This is a genomic window from Streptococcus vestibularis, assembly GCF_900636445.1.
GTDB lineage: Bacteria > Bacillota > Bacilli > Lactobacillales > Streptococcaceae > Streptococcus > Streptococcus vestibularis.
Window position 1 is genome coordinate 725,666 of record NZ_LR134275.1, and the last position, 18,325, is coordinate 743,990.

Annotated in this window: 16 protein-coding genes and 1 pseudogene; all 17 read left to right on the plus strand. The window is 37.7% G+C overall.

Translation table 11 applies throughout. From position 1 onward, the window contains the following. Positions 1-54: 54 nt before the first annotated feature. The 17 genes and pseudogenes from EL076_RS03730 to ppc all read left to right on the plus strand — a co-directional run bounded on the left by EL076_RS03730 (position 55) and on the right by ppc (position 18,322). Positions 55-1,227 (plus strand): Mbeg1-like protein, encoded by a 1,173-nt coding sequence (locus EL076_RS03730; protein WP_003097467.1) that lies wholly within the window; start codon positions 55-57, stop codon positions 1,225-1,227. Positions 1,228-1,258: 31 nt separating this feature from the next. Then, positions 1,259-2,023 carry an SDR family NAD(P)-dependent oxidoreductase gene (locus tag EL076_RS03735; protein ID WP_003097466.1) on the plus strand — a complete coding sequence of 255 codons (765 nt, stop codon included), beginning with the start codon at positions 1,259-1,261 and terminating at the stop codon, positions 2,021-2,023. Between the two features lie 121 nt (positions 2,024-2,144). Further along, complete coding sequence (locus EL076_RS03740) at positions 2,145-5,213, plus strand: type I restriction endonuclease (RefSeq protein WP_126429311.1); 3,069 nt, start codon at positions 2,145-2,147, stop codon at positions 5,211-5,213. Next, the gene (locus EL076_RS03745; protein WP_003097464.1) at positions 5,213-6,817 is read left to right on the plus strand and encodes an HsdM family class I SAM-dependent methyltransferase; all 1,605 of its coding nucleotides are present in this window, start codon (positions 5,213-5,215) and stop codon (positions 6,815-6,817) included. The genes EL076_RS03740 and EL076_RS03745 overlap by 1 nt, the downstream gene beginning before the upstream one ends. Further along, positions 6,810-7,955, plus strand: coding sequence for a restriction endonuclease subunit S (locus EL076_RS03750; RefSeq protein WP_003097463.1), 1,146 nt, complete (start codon positions 6,810-6,812; stop codon positions 7,953-7,955). The genes EL076_RS03745 and EL076_RS03750 overlap by 8 nt, the downstream gene beginning before the upstream one ends. A 50-nt stretch (positions 7,956-8,005) precedes the next feature. Next, entirely contained in the window at positions 8,006-8,821 is an 816-nt protein-coding gene (locus tag EL076_RS03755; protein WP_003097462.1) for a hypothetical protein, read from the plus strand. Beyond that, positions 8,814-9,227, plus strand: coding sequence for a hypothetical protein (locus tag EL076_RS03760; protein ID WP_003097461.1), 414 nt, complete (start codon positions 8,814-8,816; stop codon positions 9,225-9,227). Before EL076_RS03755 ends, EL076_RS03760 begins: the two co-directional genes overlap by 8 nt. A 169-nt stretch (positions 9,228-9,396) precedes the next feature. Beyond that, positions 9,397-9,735, plus strand: coding sequence for a type II toxin-antitoxin system RelE/ParE family toxin (locus tag EL076_RS03765; protein WP_003097460.1), 339 nt, complete (start codon positions 9,397-9,399; stop codon positions 9,733-9,735). After that, entirely contained in the window at positions 9,728-10,813 is a 1,086-nt protein-coding gene (locus EL076_RS03770; protein WP_003097459.1) for a HigA family addiction module antitoxin, read from the plus strand. The genes EL076_RS03765 and EL076_RS03770 overlap by 8 nt, the downstream gene beginning before the upstream one ends. A gap of 84 nt (positions 10,814-10,897) precedes the next feature. Continuing rightward, positions 10,898-11,779, plus strand: a complete 882-nt coding sequence (locus tag EL076_RS03775; RefSeq protein ID WP_003097458.1) for an Rpn family recombination-promoting nuclease/putative transposase — start codon at positions 10,898-10,900, stop codon at positions 11,777-11,779. Positions 11,780-12,248: 469 nt separating this feature from the next. Beyond that, a complete protein-coding gene (locus EL076_RS03780) occupies positions 12,249-12,605 on the plus strand; it encodes a hypothetical protein (protein WP_232009675.1) in 357 nt (118 codons plus the stop codon). A gap of 38 nt (positions 12,606-12,643) precedes the next feature. Beyond that, positions 12,644-12,733, plus strand: a pseudogene (locus tag EL076_RS10235) (deoxyribonuclease); the annotation flags it as partial. 148 nt (positions 12,734-12,881) lie between these two features. After that, complete coding sequence (locus tag EL076_RS03790) at positions 12,882-13,442, plus strand: LemA family protein (protein ID WP_003097456.1); 561 nt, start codon at positions 12,882-12,884, stop codon at positions 13,440-13,442. 1 nt (position 13,443) lies between these two features. Beyond that, on the plus strand, positions 13,444-14,343 hold the full coding sequence (gene htpX / locus EL076_RS03795; protein ID WP_002890638.1) for a zinc metalloprotease HtpX: 900 nt from the start codon (positions 13,444-13,446) through the stop codon (positions 14,341-14,343). Positions 14,344-14,460: 117 nt separating this feature from the next. Continuing rightward, positions 14,461-14,934: a hypothetical protein gene (locus tag EL076_RS03800; RefSeq protein ID WP_126429314.1), complete on the plus strand. Its 474-nt coding sequence runs from the start codon at positions 14,461-14,463 to the stop codon at positions 14,932-14,934. Continuing rightward, positions 14,931-15,326, plus strand: a complete 396-nt coding sequence (locus EL076_RS03805; protein WP_003093538.1) for a DUF4430 domain-containing protein — start codon at positions 14,931-14,933, stop codon at positions 15,324-15,326. Before EL076_RS03800 ends, EL076_RS03805 begins: the two co-directional genes overlap by 4 nt. A 173-nt stretch (positions 15,327-15,499) precedes the next feature. Next, entirely contained in the window at positions 15,500-18,322 is a 2,823-nt protein-coding gene (gene ppc, locus EL076_RS03810) for a phosphoenolpyruvate carboxylase (RefSeq protein WP_126429316.1), read from the plus strand. The last annotated feature ends 3 nt before the right edge of the window (positions 18,323-18,325 follow it).

Genomic DNA, 18,325 nt, shown 5'->3' on the forward strand with positions numbered 1-18,325 from the left:
ATTTTTTGAAAATTCTAGTAAAATCAAAGTAAGAAAGACTTCAAGGAGATTACTATGTCCAATCTAATCGATTATCTTGAAAAGGTAAAGGAACTTACCTTTGATCAAGAGCCTCTAAATATCTTGGATAAGGTTTGCATCAATGAGATTGGCTACCTGACTTATGAAAAATGGCTCTCAGCAAGTGATTTGAAGGAAACCATCAATTTACATGACTATGCTGAAGGGAAGGACTTAAATCTAGACTACAGCTTCATGGTGACTAAGGAACGGGTAGATTTGGCTGAAGCCATGGTCAGGTCTAGGCGTTTCGCTGGACTTAATCTAAGTGACTACTGTAGTGTCTTGGACAAGGAAGTCGAAAAACAGTTTGCGGCTATGATTTTCAGTCTGCCTGAATTGGACTACCAGCAGATTGTCTTTCGTGGTACCGATGATAGCGTCATTGGTTGGAAGGAGGATTTTCAGTTGACCTACAGTCGGGAAATTCCTGCGCATCGCTCAGCCATGGCCTTTCTGGAGAAGCACTTGCCAAACCTCAGTGGCCATATCGCTGTTTCCGGACACTCCAAGGGTGGCAATCTTGCCCTCTATTCGGCTGTTCAGAGTTCGACTGTCTTGCGTGAGCAAATAGCAGAGCTCTTGCTTCTTGATTCTCCGGGCTTGATGAAGCCCCTCTTAGAGAAGCCTTCTTACCAAGAGTTGAAAGCCAGGATGACAGTTATTAGACCTCAAGATTCTGTTGTGGGGGTTATGCTCTATTGGGATAGGCCTGCCCAGCTAGTCGCAGCAGAAGGCATTGGATTTGCTCAACATAACGCCTTGACTTGGGAGGTTGATTTAGTGGCAAATGATTTTGTTTATGAGGACCAGCCAACAGAGTTGAGTCAACGTTTGGAAGAAACCTTCCAAGAGTGGATTGAGACCTTGCCAAATCAAGAACTCAAGCAGGTCTGTGATTTATTCTTTGATACCATTCTTGATTCTGGAATTGAGAGTCTAGACGATATTAGTATCAAAACTCTCCCTAAGATAGGTCAGTTGTTGCAAGAATTTGGCAACCTTACTGACCAACATCTTACTGACCAACAAAAAAAGATTCTTCAAGATGGTTTCAACCAATTACTCTGGATATTTTGGAAGTCAGGGAACAAGAAATCTAGCCTGCCCAAGCTTGAACTTCCTGATTTTATCAAGAAGTTGGGGGAATTGACAAATAACGATTAGGGTCAGCTGAACTATAGGAGTGGAGGATATCATGCCTAAAAACGTACTTATTACAGGATCAACATCAGGAATTGGCGAAGCAACGGCGCGTGCCTTTGCTAAAGAGGGGGAAAATGTCATCCTAACAGGTCGCCGTGTGGAGCGTCTTCAAGCCTTGAAAGAAGAGCTCCAAGCAACCTATCCCAATCAAAAAGTTTGGACTTTTGCACTGGATGTTACCGATATGGACATGGTCAAGGATGTTTGCCAAGCCATTCTCAAAAGTGTGGGGCAAGTCCATGTCTTGGTCAATAATGCAGGCCTGGCACTAGGCCTAACAGCCTATCAAGATTATGAAGAGTGGGATCTACTGACCATGCTCGACACCAATGTCAAGGGCTTGATGATGGTGACACGTCAGATTTTGCCAAGTATGGTTGCTGCCAATGAGGGCCATATCATCAATATGGGCTCTACAGCAGGCATCTATGCCTACGCGGGCGCCGCCGTTTACTCAGCTACCAAGGCCGCAGTGAAAACTTTCAGTGATGGTTTGCGTATTGATACCATTACCACAGATATCAAGGTGACAACCATTCAGCCCGGTATCGTTGAGACGGATTTTTCACAAGTTCGCTTTCACGGTGATAAGGACAAGGCAGCCAAGGTCTACCAAGGTTTGGAAGCCCTCCAAGCCCAAGATATTGCGGAAGCAGTCCTCTACGTCACCAAACAACCACGACGTGTCCAGATTTCAGACATGACCATCATGGCTAACCAGCAAGCCACAGGGTTTACGATTCATAGGGGGGAATAAATAGATGATAAAAACATGACCTTCGGGCCGTGTTTTTTTGTTTGAATTTTCCCAAAACTATGAAAGAAACTCTGAAAATGCTATAATGTAAGGGATTACGACAGGACGGAGAGGTGAAACAATGGTTTCTAGAAGAGAGTTTTCAGAATTAACTAGGGTTCAGATTCCAGCAGCCTTACACTTAATGCGTTTGGGGTATACATATCTTCCTCATAATGGTAAGGAGATTATGGGAAGAGATCCTGAAACAAATATTTTAATTTCAATCTTTAGAGAGCAATTTTTAAAGTTCAACAATTATGCAACTGATTTGGATGTTGAAAGAGAACTTAATAATATCAAGATTGAATTAGATCAAAATGATTTAGGACGTGCTTTTTATAAACGTATAGTAAGTAATAGTGGTCCAACTTATATTGACTGGGAAAACCCTGAAAGTAATACATTTCACCTTGCTTTAGAGGTAACCTGTCAAAATGGAGGAGACGAGTTTAGACCTGATATTGTCATTTTTATAAATGGCTTGCCACTTTCATATATTGAAGTGAAACAACCTAATGCCATTCGTGATGGTAAGACTGCTATTCGATCTGAGCAATCACGAACAGCCGTTAGATTTGAGAATAGGAGATTTCGTCGTTTCAATAATATTACCCAATTGCTTTCATTCTCAGATAATTTACCTTATATCAGTGGTCAAGGTCAACAAAAGCAAGGGTCCTTTTACTGTTCAAATGCATTCTCAAAAACTAAATTCAATGCATTTAAGGAAGAAAGAGAAGAGGAACTAATTTATTCTATACGTTCATTAGGTGAAGAGGAGATTGACGCAGTATTAAAAGATGTTAATCGATTTGCCTTGAAATCTCAGCCAGAATTTAAGACAAATCAAGATCCAAGTACACCTTGTAATACATTTATCTCATCACTCTATCAAAAGGAAAGATTATTGTTTTTGCTTCGCTATGGATTAGCTTATGTAGAAGAACGCTCAAAAGATGGCACTATTCAGTTGCAAAAACATGTGATGCGTTATCCACAGTTTTTTGCAACAAAAGCAATTGAGGATGCAATTGGAAAAGGAGTGAAGAAAGGTGTCATCTGGCATACACAAGGGTCTGGAAAAACTGCCTTGTCTTATTTTAATATCAGGTACCTTACAAATTATTTCTCAAAACAGGAAATTGTTCCTCAGTTTTATTTTGTAGTTGACCGCTTAGATCTTGCAGACCAAGCTACGCGAGAGTTTACGAAACGTGGCTTGAAAGTAAAAAGGATTAACCGTCCACAAGAATTGAATGAAAAGCATGATGCTTATCAAGTTGCTGTCGTCAATATTCAGAAATTTAAGGATAATTCAGATTTAACGGATCATTCAGGCTACGATTTAAATCGTCAAAATATCTATTTTATTGATGAAGCTCACCGTTCATATAATGAGAAAGGCTCCTATCTCCCAAATCTATACAATGCAGATAAAAATGCTATTAAGATTGCACTGACTGGAACGCCCCTAATAACATATAAAAAAGATGGTAAAACCAAGGAAAGTCATGCAACGACACGTGATATTTTTGGTGATTACATCCATAAATACTACTACAATCAATCGATTGATGATGGTTTTACACTTCGTCTGATGCGTGAAGATATTGAAACCTCTTATAAAGAGACTCTTCAAACCATCAATGAAGAAATCTTGCGTGGAGATCTTTCAAAAGATGATATTTTTGCTCATCCACGTTATGTCTCACCAATGTTGGATTTCATTCTGGAAGATTTCAATAGAGCACGTGATGTTGTCTTCGATGATGATTCCATCGGTGGAATGATTGTTTGTGATTCATCTAAGCAAGCTCGTGAGATTGAAAAGCAATTAGAAGAACGCAGAAGTCGTGGGGAGACAAATATCACATCAGCTTTAATCCTTCATGATGAAGGTGACAAAGAATACAAGAAAGATCGTGTAGAAAGCTATAAAGAAGGTAAAATTGATCTTGTTATTGTGTATTCGATGTTACTAACAGGATTTGATGCACCTAGGTTGAAAAGATTGTACTTAGGTCGCAAAATCAAGGCTCATAACTTACTTCAAACATTGACACGTGTTAATCGTCCATATAAGGATTATCAATTTGGATATGTGATTGACTTTGCGGATATTTCGAAAGAATTTGATAAAACCAATCGTGCGTATTTGGAGGAGCTCAATCAGGAGTATGATCTAAAAAACACAGGAGAAGATGTTGAAAATGTTTTTGGTTCCCTCTTTGTTTCAGCTGACGAAATTAGTAAACAACTTGAGAAATCAGAGACAATTTTGATGAATTATCCAACTGAGAATCTAGAGTTCTTCTCTCAAACAATTGATGAAGTGAGGGATAGACATCAACTTATCGAGTTACGAAAAGCGCTAGAAGCGATGAAGCAATTTTATAATGTTGCTCGACTTTTAGGACATCGTGAACTTCTAAGTAAGATTGACATTAACCATGTATCGACTTTGTTGAACGTGATTTCAAGACGTTTACTTAACCTCTCACTTATGGAAAAACCTGACGAATTTTCAAGTCGAACCTTGCTTAATCTAGCAATGTCTGATACGACATTTAGTTTCGTTAAAATCGCAGAAGAGGAGTTACGACTAGCAGCGAATGATCTCTACGAGCTTCGTAAAAGAGTGGCAGGTGGGATTAACGGTCGTCCAGATGAAAAAGACCCTGAATGGGTAAATCTCTATGAGGAATTCCGTAGAATCATGAAGAAACATATGATTTATGAGCAGGAAGGCCTCACAATGGAGAATATCAAAGAAACTCAGACTGAGTATCAAAATCTGTTTGACGCATTTGAAGATTATAAGAGCCGAATTCGACGACTAGCTATGAATTTCAATGGCGATGAAATGGCAGCTCGATCTTTCAAGCATGTTACCAACTCAACTGTGGTAAGTGAATTTCCAGTTATCTTCCATGTGATTAAAGGCTCAAAAGCCAATTTAGATTATCAAATTGGTCTAAATCAAGGTGTCCTTGATAACAATGATTTTTTAAAACGAATGATTCGTGAACAGGCACGCAAAGAAATGAAAAGTACAGAATCAGCAGGAAATGAAAAGTTGACAAAACAAGACTTCAATAATCTTGTTGAATCTTTATTTGAAGAATACGAACAGGAATATCAAAACTAATGAATGAACACTATAAGGTCCAAGTCCAAGACTTGGTAGACGATTTGAAAGCAGTCTTTACCCACGCTGGTTTAGGTGGTGAAGCAGGAGAGTACAAGCTCCTTACTCAATCTTTCTTGTACAAATTCTTGAATGACAAGTTTCTCTATGAAGCTCAAAATGTCGATTCGGAAAACACTTATGAGTATCTAGTATCTATGAGTGAAGAGGATTATGATTGGCTCCTAGAGGATATAGGAACGTCAACAGCTTGGATGAAGCCAAACCAATTCATCGAAACGCTCCATCGCAAGCAAAATGAATCTGATTTTTATGAGACGTTTGAAAACACACTCAACCAAATTGCCATTGACAACAACGATATCTTCTCTGTCCATACAGAAGGGGATACAACGGTTCGTCTTTTTGATGAGCGCCTGATTACCGATAACATTTCAGATTCAAGTAAGCGAAATGAAGTGGCTAAGGCGATTATCAATCTGTTGGCTAAGGTCAAATTCAATCAAGATATTTTTTCTCAAGGTTTTGACTTTTTCTCTACTCTCTTTGAGTACATGATTAAGGACTACAACAAAGACGGTGGTGGAAAGTATGCCGAGTACTACACACCCCATTCTGTTGCTAAGATTATCGCAGAGATCCTAGTAGGTAATGACAAACCTCAAAATGTGCGTATCTATGACCCATCTGCTGGTTCTGGAACCTTACTTATGAATCTCGCCAGTCGTATTGGTGTGGATAAGGCAACTGTATATAGTCAGGATATCTCACAAAAATCATCCAATCTGCTTCGTCTCAATCTAATCTTGAATGGACTTCAACACTCCATCCATAATATCGTTGAAGGCAATACCATTTTACGTAATCGTCATCCTGAAAAGATGGACTATATTGTCTCCAATCCTCCGTTCAAACTGGACTTTTCAAAATGGCGGGACCAAGTAGAGACTTTGCCAGAAGCTAGTGAGCGTTTCTTTGCAGGTGTGCCTAAAACTCTACCAAAATCTAAGGACAAGATGGCTATCTATGAGCTCTTTATCCAGCATATCATTTACTCCTTGAAGCCAGATGGCCAAGCAGCCGTTGTTTTGCCTACAGGATTTATTACGGCGCAAAATGGCATTGATAAGAAAATCCGTCAACACTTGGTAGACAATCAAATGATGGCAGGTGTCGTTTCCATGCCGTCCAATATCTTTGCGACGACAGGTACCAAAGTTTCCATCCTCTTTATCGATAAGAAAAACAAGGGCGATGTCGTCCTCATCGATGCTTCGAACCTCGGAACCAAGATCAAGGAAGGCAAGAACCAAAAAACTGTGCTGTCTCCTGAGGAAGAGCAGAAGATTGTCGAGACCTTTATCAAGAAGGAAGCCGTCGAGGACTTTTCTGTCACTGTCTCATATGAGGATATCAAAGAGAAAAACTACTCTCTCAGCGCAGGCCAGTACTTTGACATCAAGATTGACTATGTAGATATCACAGCAGAAGAGTTTGAAGCCAAGATGGCCGCCTTTCAAAGCAAACTCTCAGACCTCTTCCAGCAATCGCATGCATTGGAGAAGGAGATTGAAGAGCAATTGAAGGGGTTGAAGTATGAGTAAGTTGTCTAATGTATCATGTTATGTAACGGAAAAGATTTCTGTTGATAGTATTGATATTTCGGAGTATATTACAACAGATAATTTATTACAAAATAAAAAAGGGAGAGTAATAGCAGAAAAGTTACCCACTCAAAAAGTAACAAGATTCAAGAAAAATGATATTTTGATAGCAAATATACGTCCTTATTTAAAGAAAATTTGGCAAGCTGACATTGATGGAGGAGCATCATCTGATGTTTTAGTAGTTCGTCCTAATGATGTGATTGACTATAATTTTTTATACTATGCTTTGACTCAAGATTCGTTCTTTGAATATGTAATGAAGGGATCGAAAGGCACAAAAATGCCTCGTGGAGATAAGAGCCAAATCATGAATTTTGTTATCCCAGATTTAGAAATTGATGAACAAATAAAAATTGGTAAATTACTGAAGAGTATTGACCAAAAAATCCAAATCAACAACCAAATCAACCAAGAGTTGGAAGCTATGGCTAAGACCCTCTATGATTACTGGTTTGTGCAGTTTGATTTCCCAGACCAGAATGGCAAACCTTACAAATCATCAGGTGGAAAGATGGTCTATAACCCAGAACTCAAACGCGAAATCCCAGAGGGGTGGGGAGTTGAGAGTGTTGGTAACTTATTAGATAAAGTTACTAAAGCTGAAAAGATTGAAAATAATTCGATTGAATTTATTGGGGAAATACCTGTTATCGATCAGAGTCAAAAATTTATTGCAGGTTTTACGAATAATGAAAATGCCTTACTACAAGCTCAAGATGGGCATGTAATATTTGGTGATCACACTAGAGTAGTAAAATATATAAATTTTGATTATGCTAGAGGAGCTGATGGCACTCAAGTCTTAATTTCAAATAATGAGAATATTTCAAATGTATTACTTTATCACATGATTGAAGATTTTGATTTATCAAATTATGGATATGCTAGACATTTCAAATTTCTAAAAGAGAAAACTGTTATAGTTCCTGATAAAGAAGTATCGTCAAAATTTGAAACACAAGCAAATGTTATTTACGAAAAGATTAAGAACAATATTTTTGAAAACCAAGAACTCACCCAACTTCGCGATTGGCTCTTGCCAATGCTGATGAATGGGCAGGTGAAGGTGGAGTAGAGGATACAATTGTTAGAATTTTGAAGTTGAAAGAATTTGAGGGGAAATAAATGTCAGAGCTTACTTTTTCAATTTGGAAACCATTTATTGAAAGTGATCAAAGGGGGGAGAGGTGGTTACAACCTATTTTAAAGACATTTGATAAGTTGACTCCATGCAACTTACAACATGATAATGGGTTATACCATATAGAGGTTGATAAAAATAATCACTTTGTTTTTTTAGTAATAGAATCTGGAAAGTTAGAGCCAAGAGATACTACTGTAACGGACTACTATACGAATCAAAAACGGGAAAATCCCAAATCAGAAACAGAGTTGGAATTTTTGAAGCAATTTTTTGTCTTATTTGATTTAGATAATAATTTATTGTATTTTTCGGATGTAAGACACCGTAATTTGCTAGAAAAAATTCTCAAAGATACAACGGAAGTTAAGTTTAACATAAAGGGGTTTTATGAAGATAAAGAGGAGTTTTTTAAAATATTATCTAGTGTTGATGAAATTCAGTTTACTTCAAAAAATGATATTTTTTCATCTTTATCAGAAAAACGTGAAGCTCTATCTGATTTATTTGATACCGATGGCTTGGATGATTTAACGTTGAATGTAAAGCTATCTGGGATGAAAATAAATAAAATCAAAACATTTATCAAAAAAATTGTAAAAGAATCTGAGAATCATCAACTATCAGGTATCTTAATTCGAGGAAATGACGAAGCAGGATTTGAACATGTTTTTAATCGTGGTACGTTTATCAAAAAAATTACAATAAATGTCGAAAAACAACAAGCAACTGGGAAATTTTTAGGAGCAGAGGTAAAAGATATTTTGCTCAAAGAAATAGAGAGCCTGTCAAATGAGTAAGTTACGAAAAAAAGATAGAGTTATTTCTGGTTGTATTTTAGTGATTAGTTTGTTTATATCATATTTACTAAGGAATTATATTCTACTAAGTCATAGTGATACGGTATCATTTATTTCTGTAATCACAGGTTTCTTACTTTCCGCGATTGCTATATTGTATTCTTCTCCTATACGATCTGTATTGTATGATAAGAACTCAAACGAATACTCTTCAAAATGGGAAGAGATAATTGTTAGGTATTTCTATACATTTGTTGTTAGTTTATTATATATGGTGGAGTTATCTTTAGAAGTTAAATGTATTCCAGATTTTATAAATGTTGGTTTTTTACTAAGTATTGTAATCGTAATAATTGTAGTTACTAAAGGGCTATTTGAATTGCTTTTAGTTGAGATAAATGATTAATTTTCTTCATGTGAGTTTTCGCAGTTATTATATCTTTAATCATGTTACTGAGTTTTATGTGTTTGTATTTAATATTCTAGCCAAATCAACCTTTGGCTGGTTTTTATTTTCTTTGCATGATATAATTAAATTACCAAAAAGGTAATTTAAATCGAACGGAAAGGAATTTATGAAGCTTATCTATACAAATAAAACTGTTAAGAAACAGTGCACTGAGCTAAGGCGAGCGAAAAAGGATTTTTCAGATAGGGTTGCATTAAGGTTGCATCAGTTGATTAACCTTTTGGAAGCATCGGATTCTTTAGCTAGTATGACGGCTTTTCCTAAGTATCATTTTCACCAATTAAAGGGAAAGAGAAATGGACAGTTTGCTTTAGATATAGATGGTCGAAGGAGTTCCTATCGTTTGATTTTAGGATTTCGGGAGGAAGATCTGGAGAAGGTATTTTCTAGTCCGGTAGAAATCGAAATCATGAAAATAGAGGAGGTTAGCAATCATTATGAGTAAAAAAGTTGTTGAGTACAAAGACCTGATTGCTTTTCATCCGGGTCAGTATGTTGAAGACTTAATTGAGGACTATAACGTAACTCAGAAAGAATTTGCGGAGCGTTTGGGAGTCTCTGCCAAGACTGTCAGCAAGCTAGTTAATGCTGAGGAGTCTATTAGTAAGGAGACAGCTCATAAGTTAGCCAAGTTAAGTGGTGTTTCTATGCAGACTTGGCTCAACCTTCAAAGCATTTATGATGTGAAAGTGGCTGAAATTGTAGAACAAAGAGAGCTTGATCAAGGCCGAGAGAAGGAAATCTGCGAGATGATTGACTTTAAGTATTTTAAACAAAAAGGCTACGTTCCAGAGAAGCGCTATAGTATCGGTGAAAAGATTACAGAGCTTCGGAAGATTCTAGAAGTATCGAGTCTAGAATATCTCCTGACTTTTAACCATTTAGTGAGTTATCGTAATACACGTGACTTTACCGAAAAGAGTATCGTTAATTCCAATATCATGTTAGAGTTAGCATCTAAAAAAGCTCGTAATAAAACGACTATAAAGCTTAATCGCAGAAAGTTAGAGAGAAGCTTACCGACTTTGAGAGAATTGACGAGACAAGATCCAAAGGATTTTGCTCAAGAATTGACCGATATCTTGTTAGAGTGTGGGGTTGTCTTAGTGGGACTTCCTGCTTTAGCAAATGCCAATTTAAATGGTGCAACAAAGAAGTTTGGAAATGGTAGTGTCTTGTTGTTATTAACTGATCGTAATAAAGCATCGGATATTTTTTGGTTTTCACTTTTCCATGAGATTGGGCATATTCTGCAGAATGACTTTTCGTCTGATGAAGAAGCTAGCGACTCTTATCGACGTTCTGAGGAACAAGCAGACCAATTTGCGAAAGATTTACTAATTGCTCCTCAAGAATATCAAAGATTCATAGATGAGGCTTGCTTTGATAAACAAGCGATTAAGAAATTTGCTGATGAGATTGGTATTCATCCTAGCATTGTTTTAGGTCGCTTGCAGAATGATGAGTATTTGGGTTATGATCAATTTAGAGACTTGAAAGTGAACTATTATTTAGTTTCTTAATGGATCTTATAGTGCAATCAAAGGCTTTTTCCGAATAATAGAAGTAGAGGGGACAACCCTCTATTTTTGACTAAGGAGAAGTAGATGGAAAAAAGACACAAGCATGTCTCACCGACCTTGGATATTATGGCCAAGAAGATTTTTAGTCTGCCTGAAGTGACGGTGGCATTTATTCGAGATATTTTAGATTTGGATGTTGTAGATGCTCAGATTTTGGAGGGAACACAGCTTCATAAAAAGGACTTTGATGAGGATGAGCTCTTTTCAACCTCGGTGGATGTTCGAGCTAAGCTGAATGATGGAACTGAGGTTATCATTGAGATTCAGGTGCGTAAGCAGCATTATTTTCTCAATCGTTTTCATTATTATTTGGCTAACCAGCTGGTGGAAAATGTGCAGCAATTACGCCAACAAGGACAGACACACAAGATGTATGAGCAGATGGAGCCGATCTATGGTATAGCCATCTTGGAGAAGACCTTGTTGCCAGATGAGGAGTCCCCGATTAATACTTATTGGATGGCCAATAGTCGAACGGGGAGGCCTTTGAATGCCTACTATAAGGATGGAAAACAGCAGAACCTTCTTCAGATTGCCTTTTTAGAGTTGGATAAGTATAATAAAGATAAGCATATCAGGGATGAAGGGCGGCAGTGGCTAGAGTTCTTTGGAAATCTCCCATTTTCAATGGCACCTAGTCAAGCGGTCACGCATGCCGATTCATTACTGGATTCATCCAGCTGGACACAGGAGGAAAAGGCGATGATTGATGAACGCATACGTATTCAAGAAAATTATGACATGACCATGGAAACAGCAATTGATGAAGCGCGTGAAGAAGGCATGGAACGAGGTCGTCATGAGGAGCGCTTAGAGTTGATTCGTAAGATGCTCTCAAAAGGCCTACCTCTAGAAGTTGTATCAGATGTGACTGGTCTATCGCTTGAAGAACTAGAGGTATTGTGATCGTAAGATCTAGCCGATTAAATCATTTTTTTGAACAGAAAGAGGTATTTTTGCCTCTTTCTTATTTTTTGCTGTTTAACATTTGTAATACTAAAACATTCGAAAAATAATACTTTGAATCGTAAAATTAAAAAAGACTATCAAACGTTTGGCAGAAATCTGAGAAAAAGGATTTCAGGTATTTCCCAAATTTAATTTGATAGTTCTTACTAAATAGGGCTTTTTAAGGACTTGTTAAAATGGATTACTTAGCCTTTTATTTTGTTTTGAATTTAAAAACAGCATCATTAAATATATTTAATATTTGAGATTATCTGTTTCTAGTTTCAAGAATAGCTTGGGACTAAAATGGAGAGATTGTGAAAGTTGTCAGTCTTTTGCCAAATACTCAGGTCGCCTAGAACAACGACCTAAAAACCACTGTAACAAGCAGTCAGTTTACCTCAGAAGATATTCGCTTTAATTTCTTTTGAATGAGAAATCTGTGGATGTAATCTCAAGTAAAGTCATGGCGGTTATGGCATCTGAAACATTAGCTTCAGAAGCAGCTTCGTTTGCAAGCTCTGAAGATGTTGTCAAAGAGATTGGCAGTGATTTGTCAGAATTGGCGGAAGGCAAGAAGGATGACACACCTAAAAATATCGCCCGTATTTATAAAGTAATCGAGGCTAATCAGGTAGTTAAGTCTTCTGAAAGTCAGGGTGATTCTTCCAAAGAAAAAGGAAAATCTCAGACTTCAATGATTCTCTTCCTTGTCGGAGTTGCTGTTACACTAAGTATATCTACAATTTATTTTACTAAACAAGGTAAGAAAGCAGGGAAATAATAGGGAAGAAACATCCAGTTAGATAGGTGTTTTTACGTATGCCTAGCAATACCAACAAAGCAAATGTCGTTACAATGACAGAAGCAGATGCACTAGCCCAAGGAAAACGATACACGTCGAAAGAGTAATACAAAAGCTGGACATCTTGTCCAGTTTTTTTGTAAAACGGCTCACATTTTACCACTTTTATCTGAAAATTTGATATACTGAGACTATTAAAGATACTTGTAAGAGAAGTCGTACGGACTTTTTTAGGTATAAGAAAGGAATAAAAATATGATTTGGATTATTATTGCCATTATTGTTGTTCTTGTGATTTTTGTTATTGCAAGTTATAACGGCTTGGTTAAGAGCCGTATGCAAACCAAGGAGGCGTGGAGTCAAATTGATGTTCAATTGAAACGTCGTAATGACCTCCTTCCTAACTTGATTGAAACGGTTAAAGGTTACGCTAAATATGAAGGTTCAACGCTTGAAAAAGTAGCAGAACTTCGTAATCAGGTAGCAGCTGCGACTTCTCCTGCACAAGCTATGCGTGCCAGTGATGAATTGACTCGTCAGGTTTCTGGAATCTTTGCGGTAGCTGAAAGTTACCCTGATCTTAAGGCTAGTGCCAACTTCAGCCAGCTTCAAGAAGAGTTGACGAACACTGAAAATAAAATTGCCTATTCGCGTCAACTTTATAACAGTGTGACAAGTAACTACAATGTGAAATTGGAAACATTCCCAAGCAATGTTATTGCCAAGATGTTTAGCTTTAAGGCTGCTGAATTCCTTGAAACACCAGAAGAAGAAAAAGCTGTGCCTAAAGTTGATTTCAGTGGACTAGGTAACTAATATGTTATTTGATCAGATTGCTCGAAATAAGAGAAAGACTTGGCTTTTGCTTCTGGTCTTTTTCCTCTTGTTGGGCCTTGTTGGCTACGGTGTCGGCTATCTTTGGTTAGGTTCAGGATTTGGTGGTCTGATTCTTGCCTTAGTTATTGGTTTTATCTATGCCGTTACCATGATTTTCCAATCAACTAATGTCGTTATGGCTATGAACGGTGCACGAGAGGTTGATGAACAAACAGCTCCAAACCTTTATCATGTGGTCGAGGACATGGCTATGGTGGCCCAAATCCCAATGCCACGTGTCTTTATTGTCGATGATCCTTCAATGAATGCTTTTGCAACTGGATCAAGCCCTAAGAACGCGGCAGTAGCTGCTACGACAGGTCTTCTTGCGGTTATGAATCGTGAGGAACTTGAAGGAGTTATTGGACATGAAGTGAGTCATATTCGCAACTACGATATCCGCATCTCTACCATAGCAGTTGCCTTAGCATCTGCCATTACCATGCTAGCTGGGATGGCTCGTAATATGATGTTCTGGGGTGGAGGCCGTCGTAGAAATGATGATGACCGTAATGGAAGTAGCGGTTTGGAAATTATTCTTCTCATTATTTCTTTGATTGCCATTATTCTGGCGCCTTTGGCAGCTACCTTGGTTCAGTTGGCTATTTCACGCCAGCGTGAATTTTTAGCTGATGCTTCTAGCGTCGAATTGACACGTAACCCACAAGGTATGATTAACGCTCTGCTCAAACTTGATAATAGTGCGCCAATGCAACATCACGTGGATGATGCTAGCGCAGCCCTCTTTATCAATGACCCTAAAAAGGAATCTGGTTTGCAGAAGCTCTTTTATACCCATCCACCAATTTCAGAACGGGTGGAACGTTTGAAACAAATGTAATACGGGAGAGGCTAATCGTGTGATTGGTCTCTTTCTTTTAGCAGTTATTTTCTTTTTTTATTAAATAAGTAAGTATTATACCTAGCCAAGTCAACATATTTCTGGCATAATAGATATATGAAACTAACGATTCAACGAATGGCTCGGATAGCTATTCTGTCAGCTCTGGCAGTAGGATTGCGGTCAGCATTTATAGGGTTGCCAAATATTCAGCCTATTACAGCTATGTTTTTTGTGGCTGTTCTTTATTTGGGGTTACTAGATGGTCTCTTGATTATGGCTTTGACCATGTTAATTTCAGGATTCATCTTTGGCTTTGGTCCCTGGGTCTTTAATCAGATCCTTGCTTTCGGGGTCTTAATGGCTCTTTGGAGTTTAATTGCGCCAAGACTATCGCTAGTTTGTCAGATTGTTGTAGTCACAATCTTTGCTTTTCTCTATGGGGTGCTTCTTGACTATGGTTATGGTCTCTTGTTTAAGAGTGGTCTAACTTTTGTTATCTCTGGTCTTCTATACGACACCTATCACGCTGCATCGACATTATTATTTTATCCATTTATTCAGTCTATTTTTAGGAGATTTTTGAAATGAAAAAATTATTGATATATTTAGCTCTTGCCTTTTCTCTTGTTACTTTAGCTGCTTGTGGAAAAAATGAGGCTGCTAAACCTACTAGTAGCACAAACAATCATCAGTCTAAGGTTCAAGGTCAGGTTACTTTGATTTTAAAAACTGAAAAGGAAAGTAAGAAAAAATCTGTAGAATTCAAAAAAGGTGATACGGTCCTTGATGTTTTAAAAGAAATATATCCTGTTCAAGAAAATGATGGTTTTATTACTGAAATTGATGGAATTTCTCAAGACAAGGAGAAGGGGATTTATTGGATGTTTGATGTCAATGGAAAAATCGGTGAGAAAGCCGCTAATCAACTTAAAGTTCAAGATGGTGATGAAATCAAATTCTATCAAGAAAAGTATAATTAAGATTTTAGACTCTAATTCAGAGTCTTTTTTTATAAAGTTCGGAAATAGGTCTAATAATTTTTCAAAAAAGTCGGAAAATTGCAAAATAACTGACGATTTACAGAAAAATAGTTTACTTTTGTTTTAAAAGTGATATCATAAAAGGGTACTACATAAAGTAAGGAGAATACGGTTTGGCTTTTAACAAATTGGAAAGCAGTAACAACCAGGAAATCATCTCTGAAGAAGTTGGTATCTTGAAAGAATTGTTGGATGATGCAACACTAGGAATGGCTGGAGAGCAAGGCCTCACAACTATCCAACATTTGGTTGAACTTTATGATGAAGGTGACTATGTGGCCCTTACACAAGCCATTTCAGAAATGACAAATGACGATATGGTCGTTGCATCACGTTATTTCTCTTTGTTACCTCTCTTGATTAATATCTCTGAGGACGTGGATTTGGCTTATGAAGTCAACCACAAAAATAATATTGATGAATCTTATTTAGGTAAGTTGTCTGAAACCTTTGATGTTGTCGCTGAAAGCGACAATGCGCGTGACATTCTTGAAAATGTTAATGTCGTGCCGGTATTGACAGCTCACCCAACTCAGGTTCAACGTAAAACCATGCTTGAATTGACTAACCACATTCACGAACTTCTCCGTAAACATCGTGATGTTAAGGCTGGTCTTATTAACAAGGATAAATGGTATGCGGATTTGCGTCGTTATGTAGAAATTATGATGCAAACGGATATCATTCGTGAGAAGAAACTTAAGGTTAAAAACGAAATCACTAACGTTATGGAGTATTACAACTCCTCATTGATTAAGGCGATTACCAACTTATCGCATGAATTCAAACGTTTAGCGGTTGAAAAAGGTATCGAACTTAATAATCCAACACCTATTACAATGGGAATGTGGATTGGTGGTGACCGTGACGGGAACCCATTTGTAACGGCAGAAACTCTTAAACTTTCTGCGACAGTACAAAGTGAAGTTATCCTCAATTACTATATTGAAAAAGTTGATAACCTTTACCGCTCATTCTCACTCTCATCACGTTTGACTGAAGTTTCAGAAACAGTAGCAGAAATGGCGAAACTTTCTCCAGATACATCTGTTTATCGTGAAAATGAACCATACCGTCGTGCTTTTAGTTACATTCAATCTAAATTGATTCAGACGTTTCTTTTCTTCAAAGAAGGTAACTTTAGCAAGGAAAGAGTTGCTAAGCGTCTTTCTGAAAATGTTCGTCTTGGCTCAGTCTCAACAGGCGAAGTAGTAGCTGATTTTGTGCAAGAACGTCTCAGCCAAAGTCTTCAAGCTGTCTCACAACAAACTACCGAGTTTTATGAAACAGCTGAAGCTTTCCATGATGATCTTTTGGCAATTAAAAATTCACTTCTCGAAAATGATGATTCTGTCTTGATTTCCGGTGATTTCGAAGAGCTTCTTCAAGCCGTTGAAGTCTTTGGATTTTACCTTGCAACAATTGATATGCGTCAGGATTCAAGCGTTCATGAAGCTTGTGTGGCAGAGTTGCTTAAATCTGCAAACATTGTTGACAACTATAGTGAATTGACAGAGGTTGAAAAGGTTGCTGTTCTTCTCAAAGAATTGCAAGAAGATCCACGTACCTTATCATCAACAAATGTATCTAAGTCTGAAACACTTGAAAAAGAATTGGCTATCTTCCGCACTGCTCGTCTTTTGAAGGACTATATTGGTGAAGAAGTCATCAAACAACATATCATCTCTCACACTGAGAGCGTCTCAGATATGTTTGAGTTAGCCATCCTTCTTAAAGAAGTTGGTTTAGTTGATACTGAGCGTGCGCGTGTCCAAATCGTTCCACTGTTTGAAACCATCGAAGATTTGGAAAACTCTAATGAAATCATGAAACAATACCTTGGTTATGATATTGTTAAACGATGGATTAAGAACAGTAATAACTACCAAGAAATCATGTTGGGTTACTCAGACTCAAACAAAGATGGTGGTTACCTGTCTTCGGGTTGGACGCTCTACAAAGCTCAAAATGAATTGACCAAGATTGGTGAAGAGCGTGGCATTAAAATTACTTTCTTCCATGGCCGTGGTGGTACAGTTGGTCGTGGTGGTGGCCCATCTTACGATGCTATTACATCTCAACCATTTGGTACTATTAAAGACCGTATCCGTTTGACAGAGCAAGGTGAGGTTATCGGTAATAAATATGGTAATAAGGATGCAGCATACTACAATCTTGAGATGCTTGTTTCAGCTGCTCTTGACCGTATGGTGACACGTCAAATTGCCGATCCAGAAGAATTGGTTGATTTCCGTGAGGTTATGGACGGAATCGTTCACGATTCAAATGTTATTTATCGTGACCTTGTCTTTGGAAATGAACATTTTTATGATTACTTCTTTGAAGCAAGTCCAATTAAAGAAGTATCAAGTTTAAATATCGGTTCTCGTCCAGCAGCTCGTAAGACTATTACTGAGATTTCAGGGCTTCGTGCCATTCCTTGGGTATTCTCATGGTCACAAAACCGTATCATGTTCCCAGGTTGGTATGGTGTGGGTTCTGCCTTTAATCACTATATTAAAGCCGAAGAAGGAAACCTTGAAAAACTTCAACACATGTTTGAAACATGGCCATTCTTCCGTTCACTTTTGTCTAACGTGGATATGGTGCTTTCAAAATCAGATATGAATATTGCCTTCCACTATGCACAGTTGGCAGAGAGTGAAGAAGTTCGTAGTGTCTTTAACATCATTTTGGATGAGTGGCAGCTAACTAAGAATGTCATTCTTGCGATTGAAAAACATGATGACTTCCTTGACGAAAGCCCATCTCTTAAAGCAAGTTTAGATTTCCGCTTGCCATACTTCAACGTCTTGAACTACATCCAAATTGAATTGATTAAACGTCTTCGTAATAATAATCTGACTGATGACGAAATTAGTCTTATTCATATTACTATCAACGGTATTGCAACAGGACTTCGTAACTCTGGTTAATAA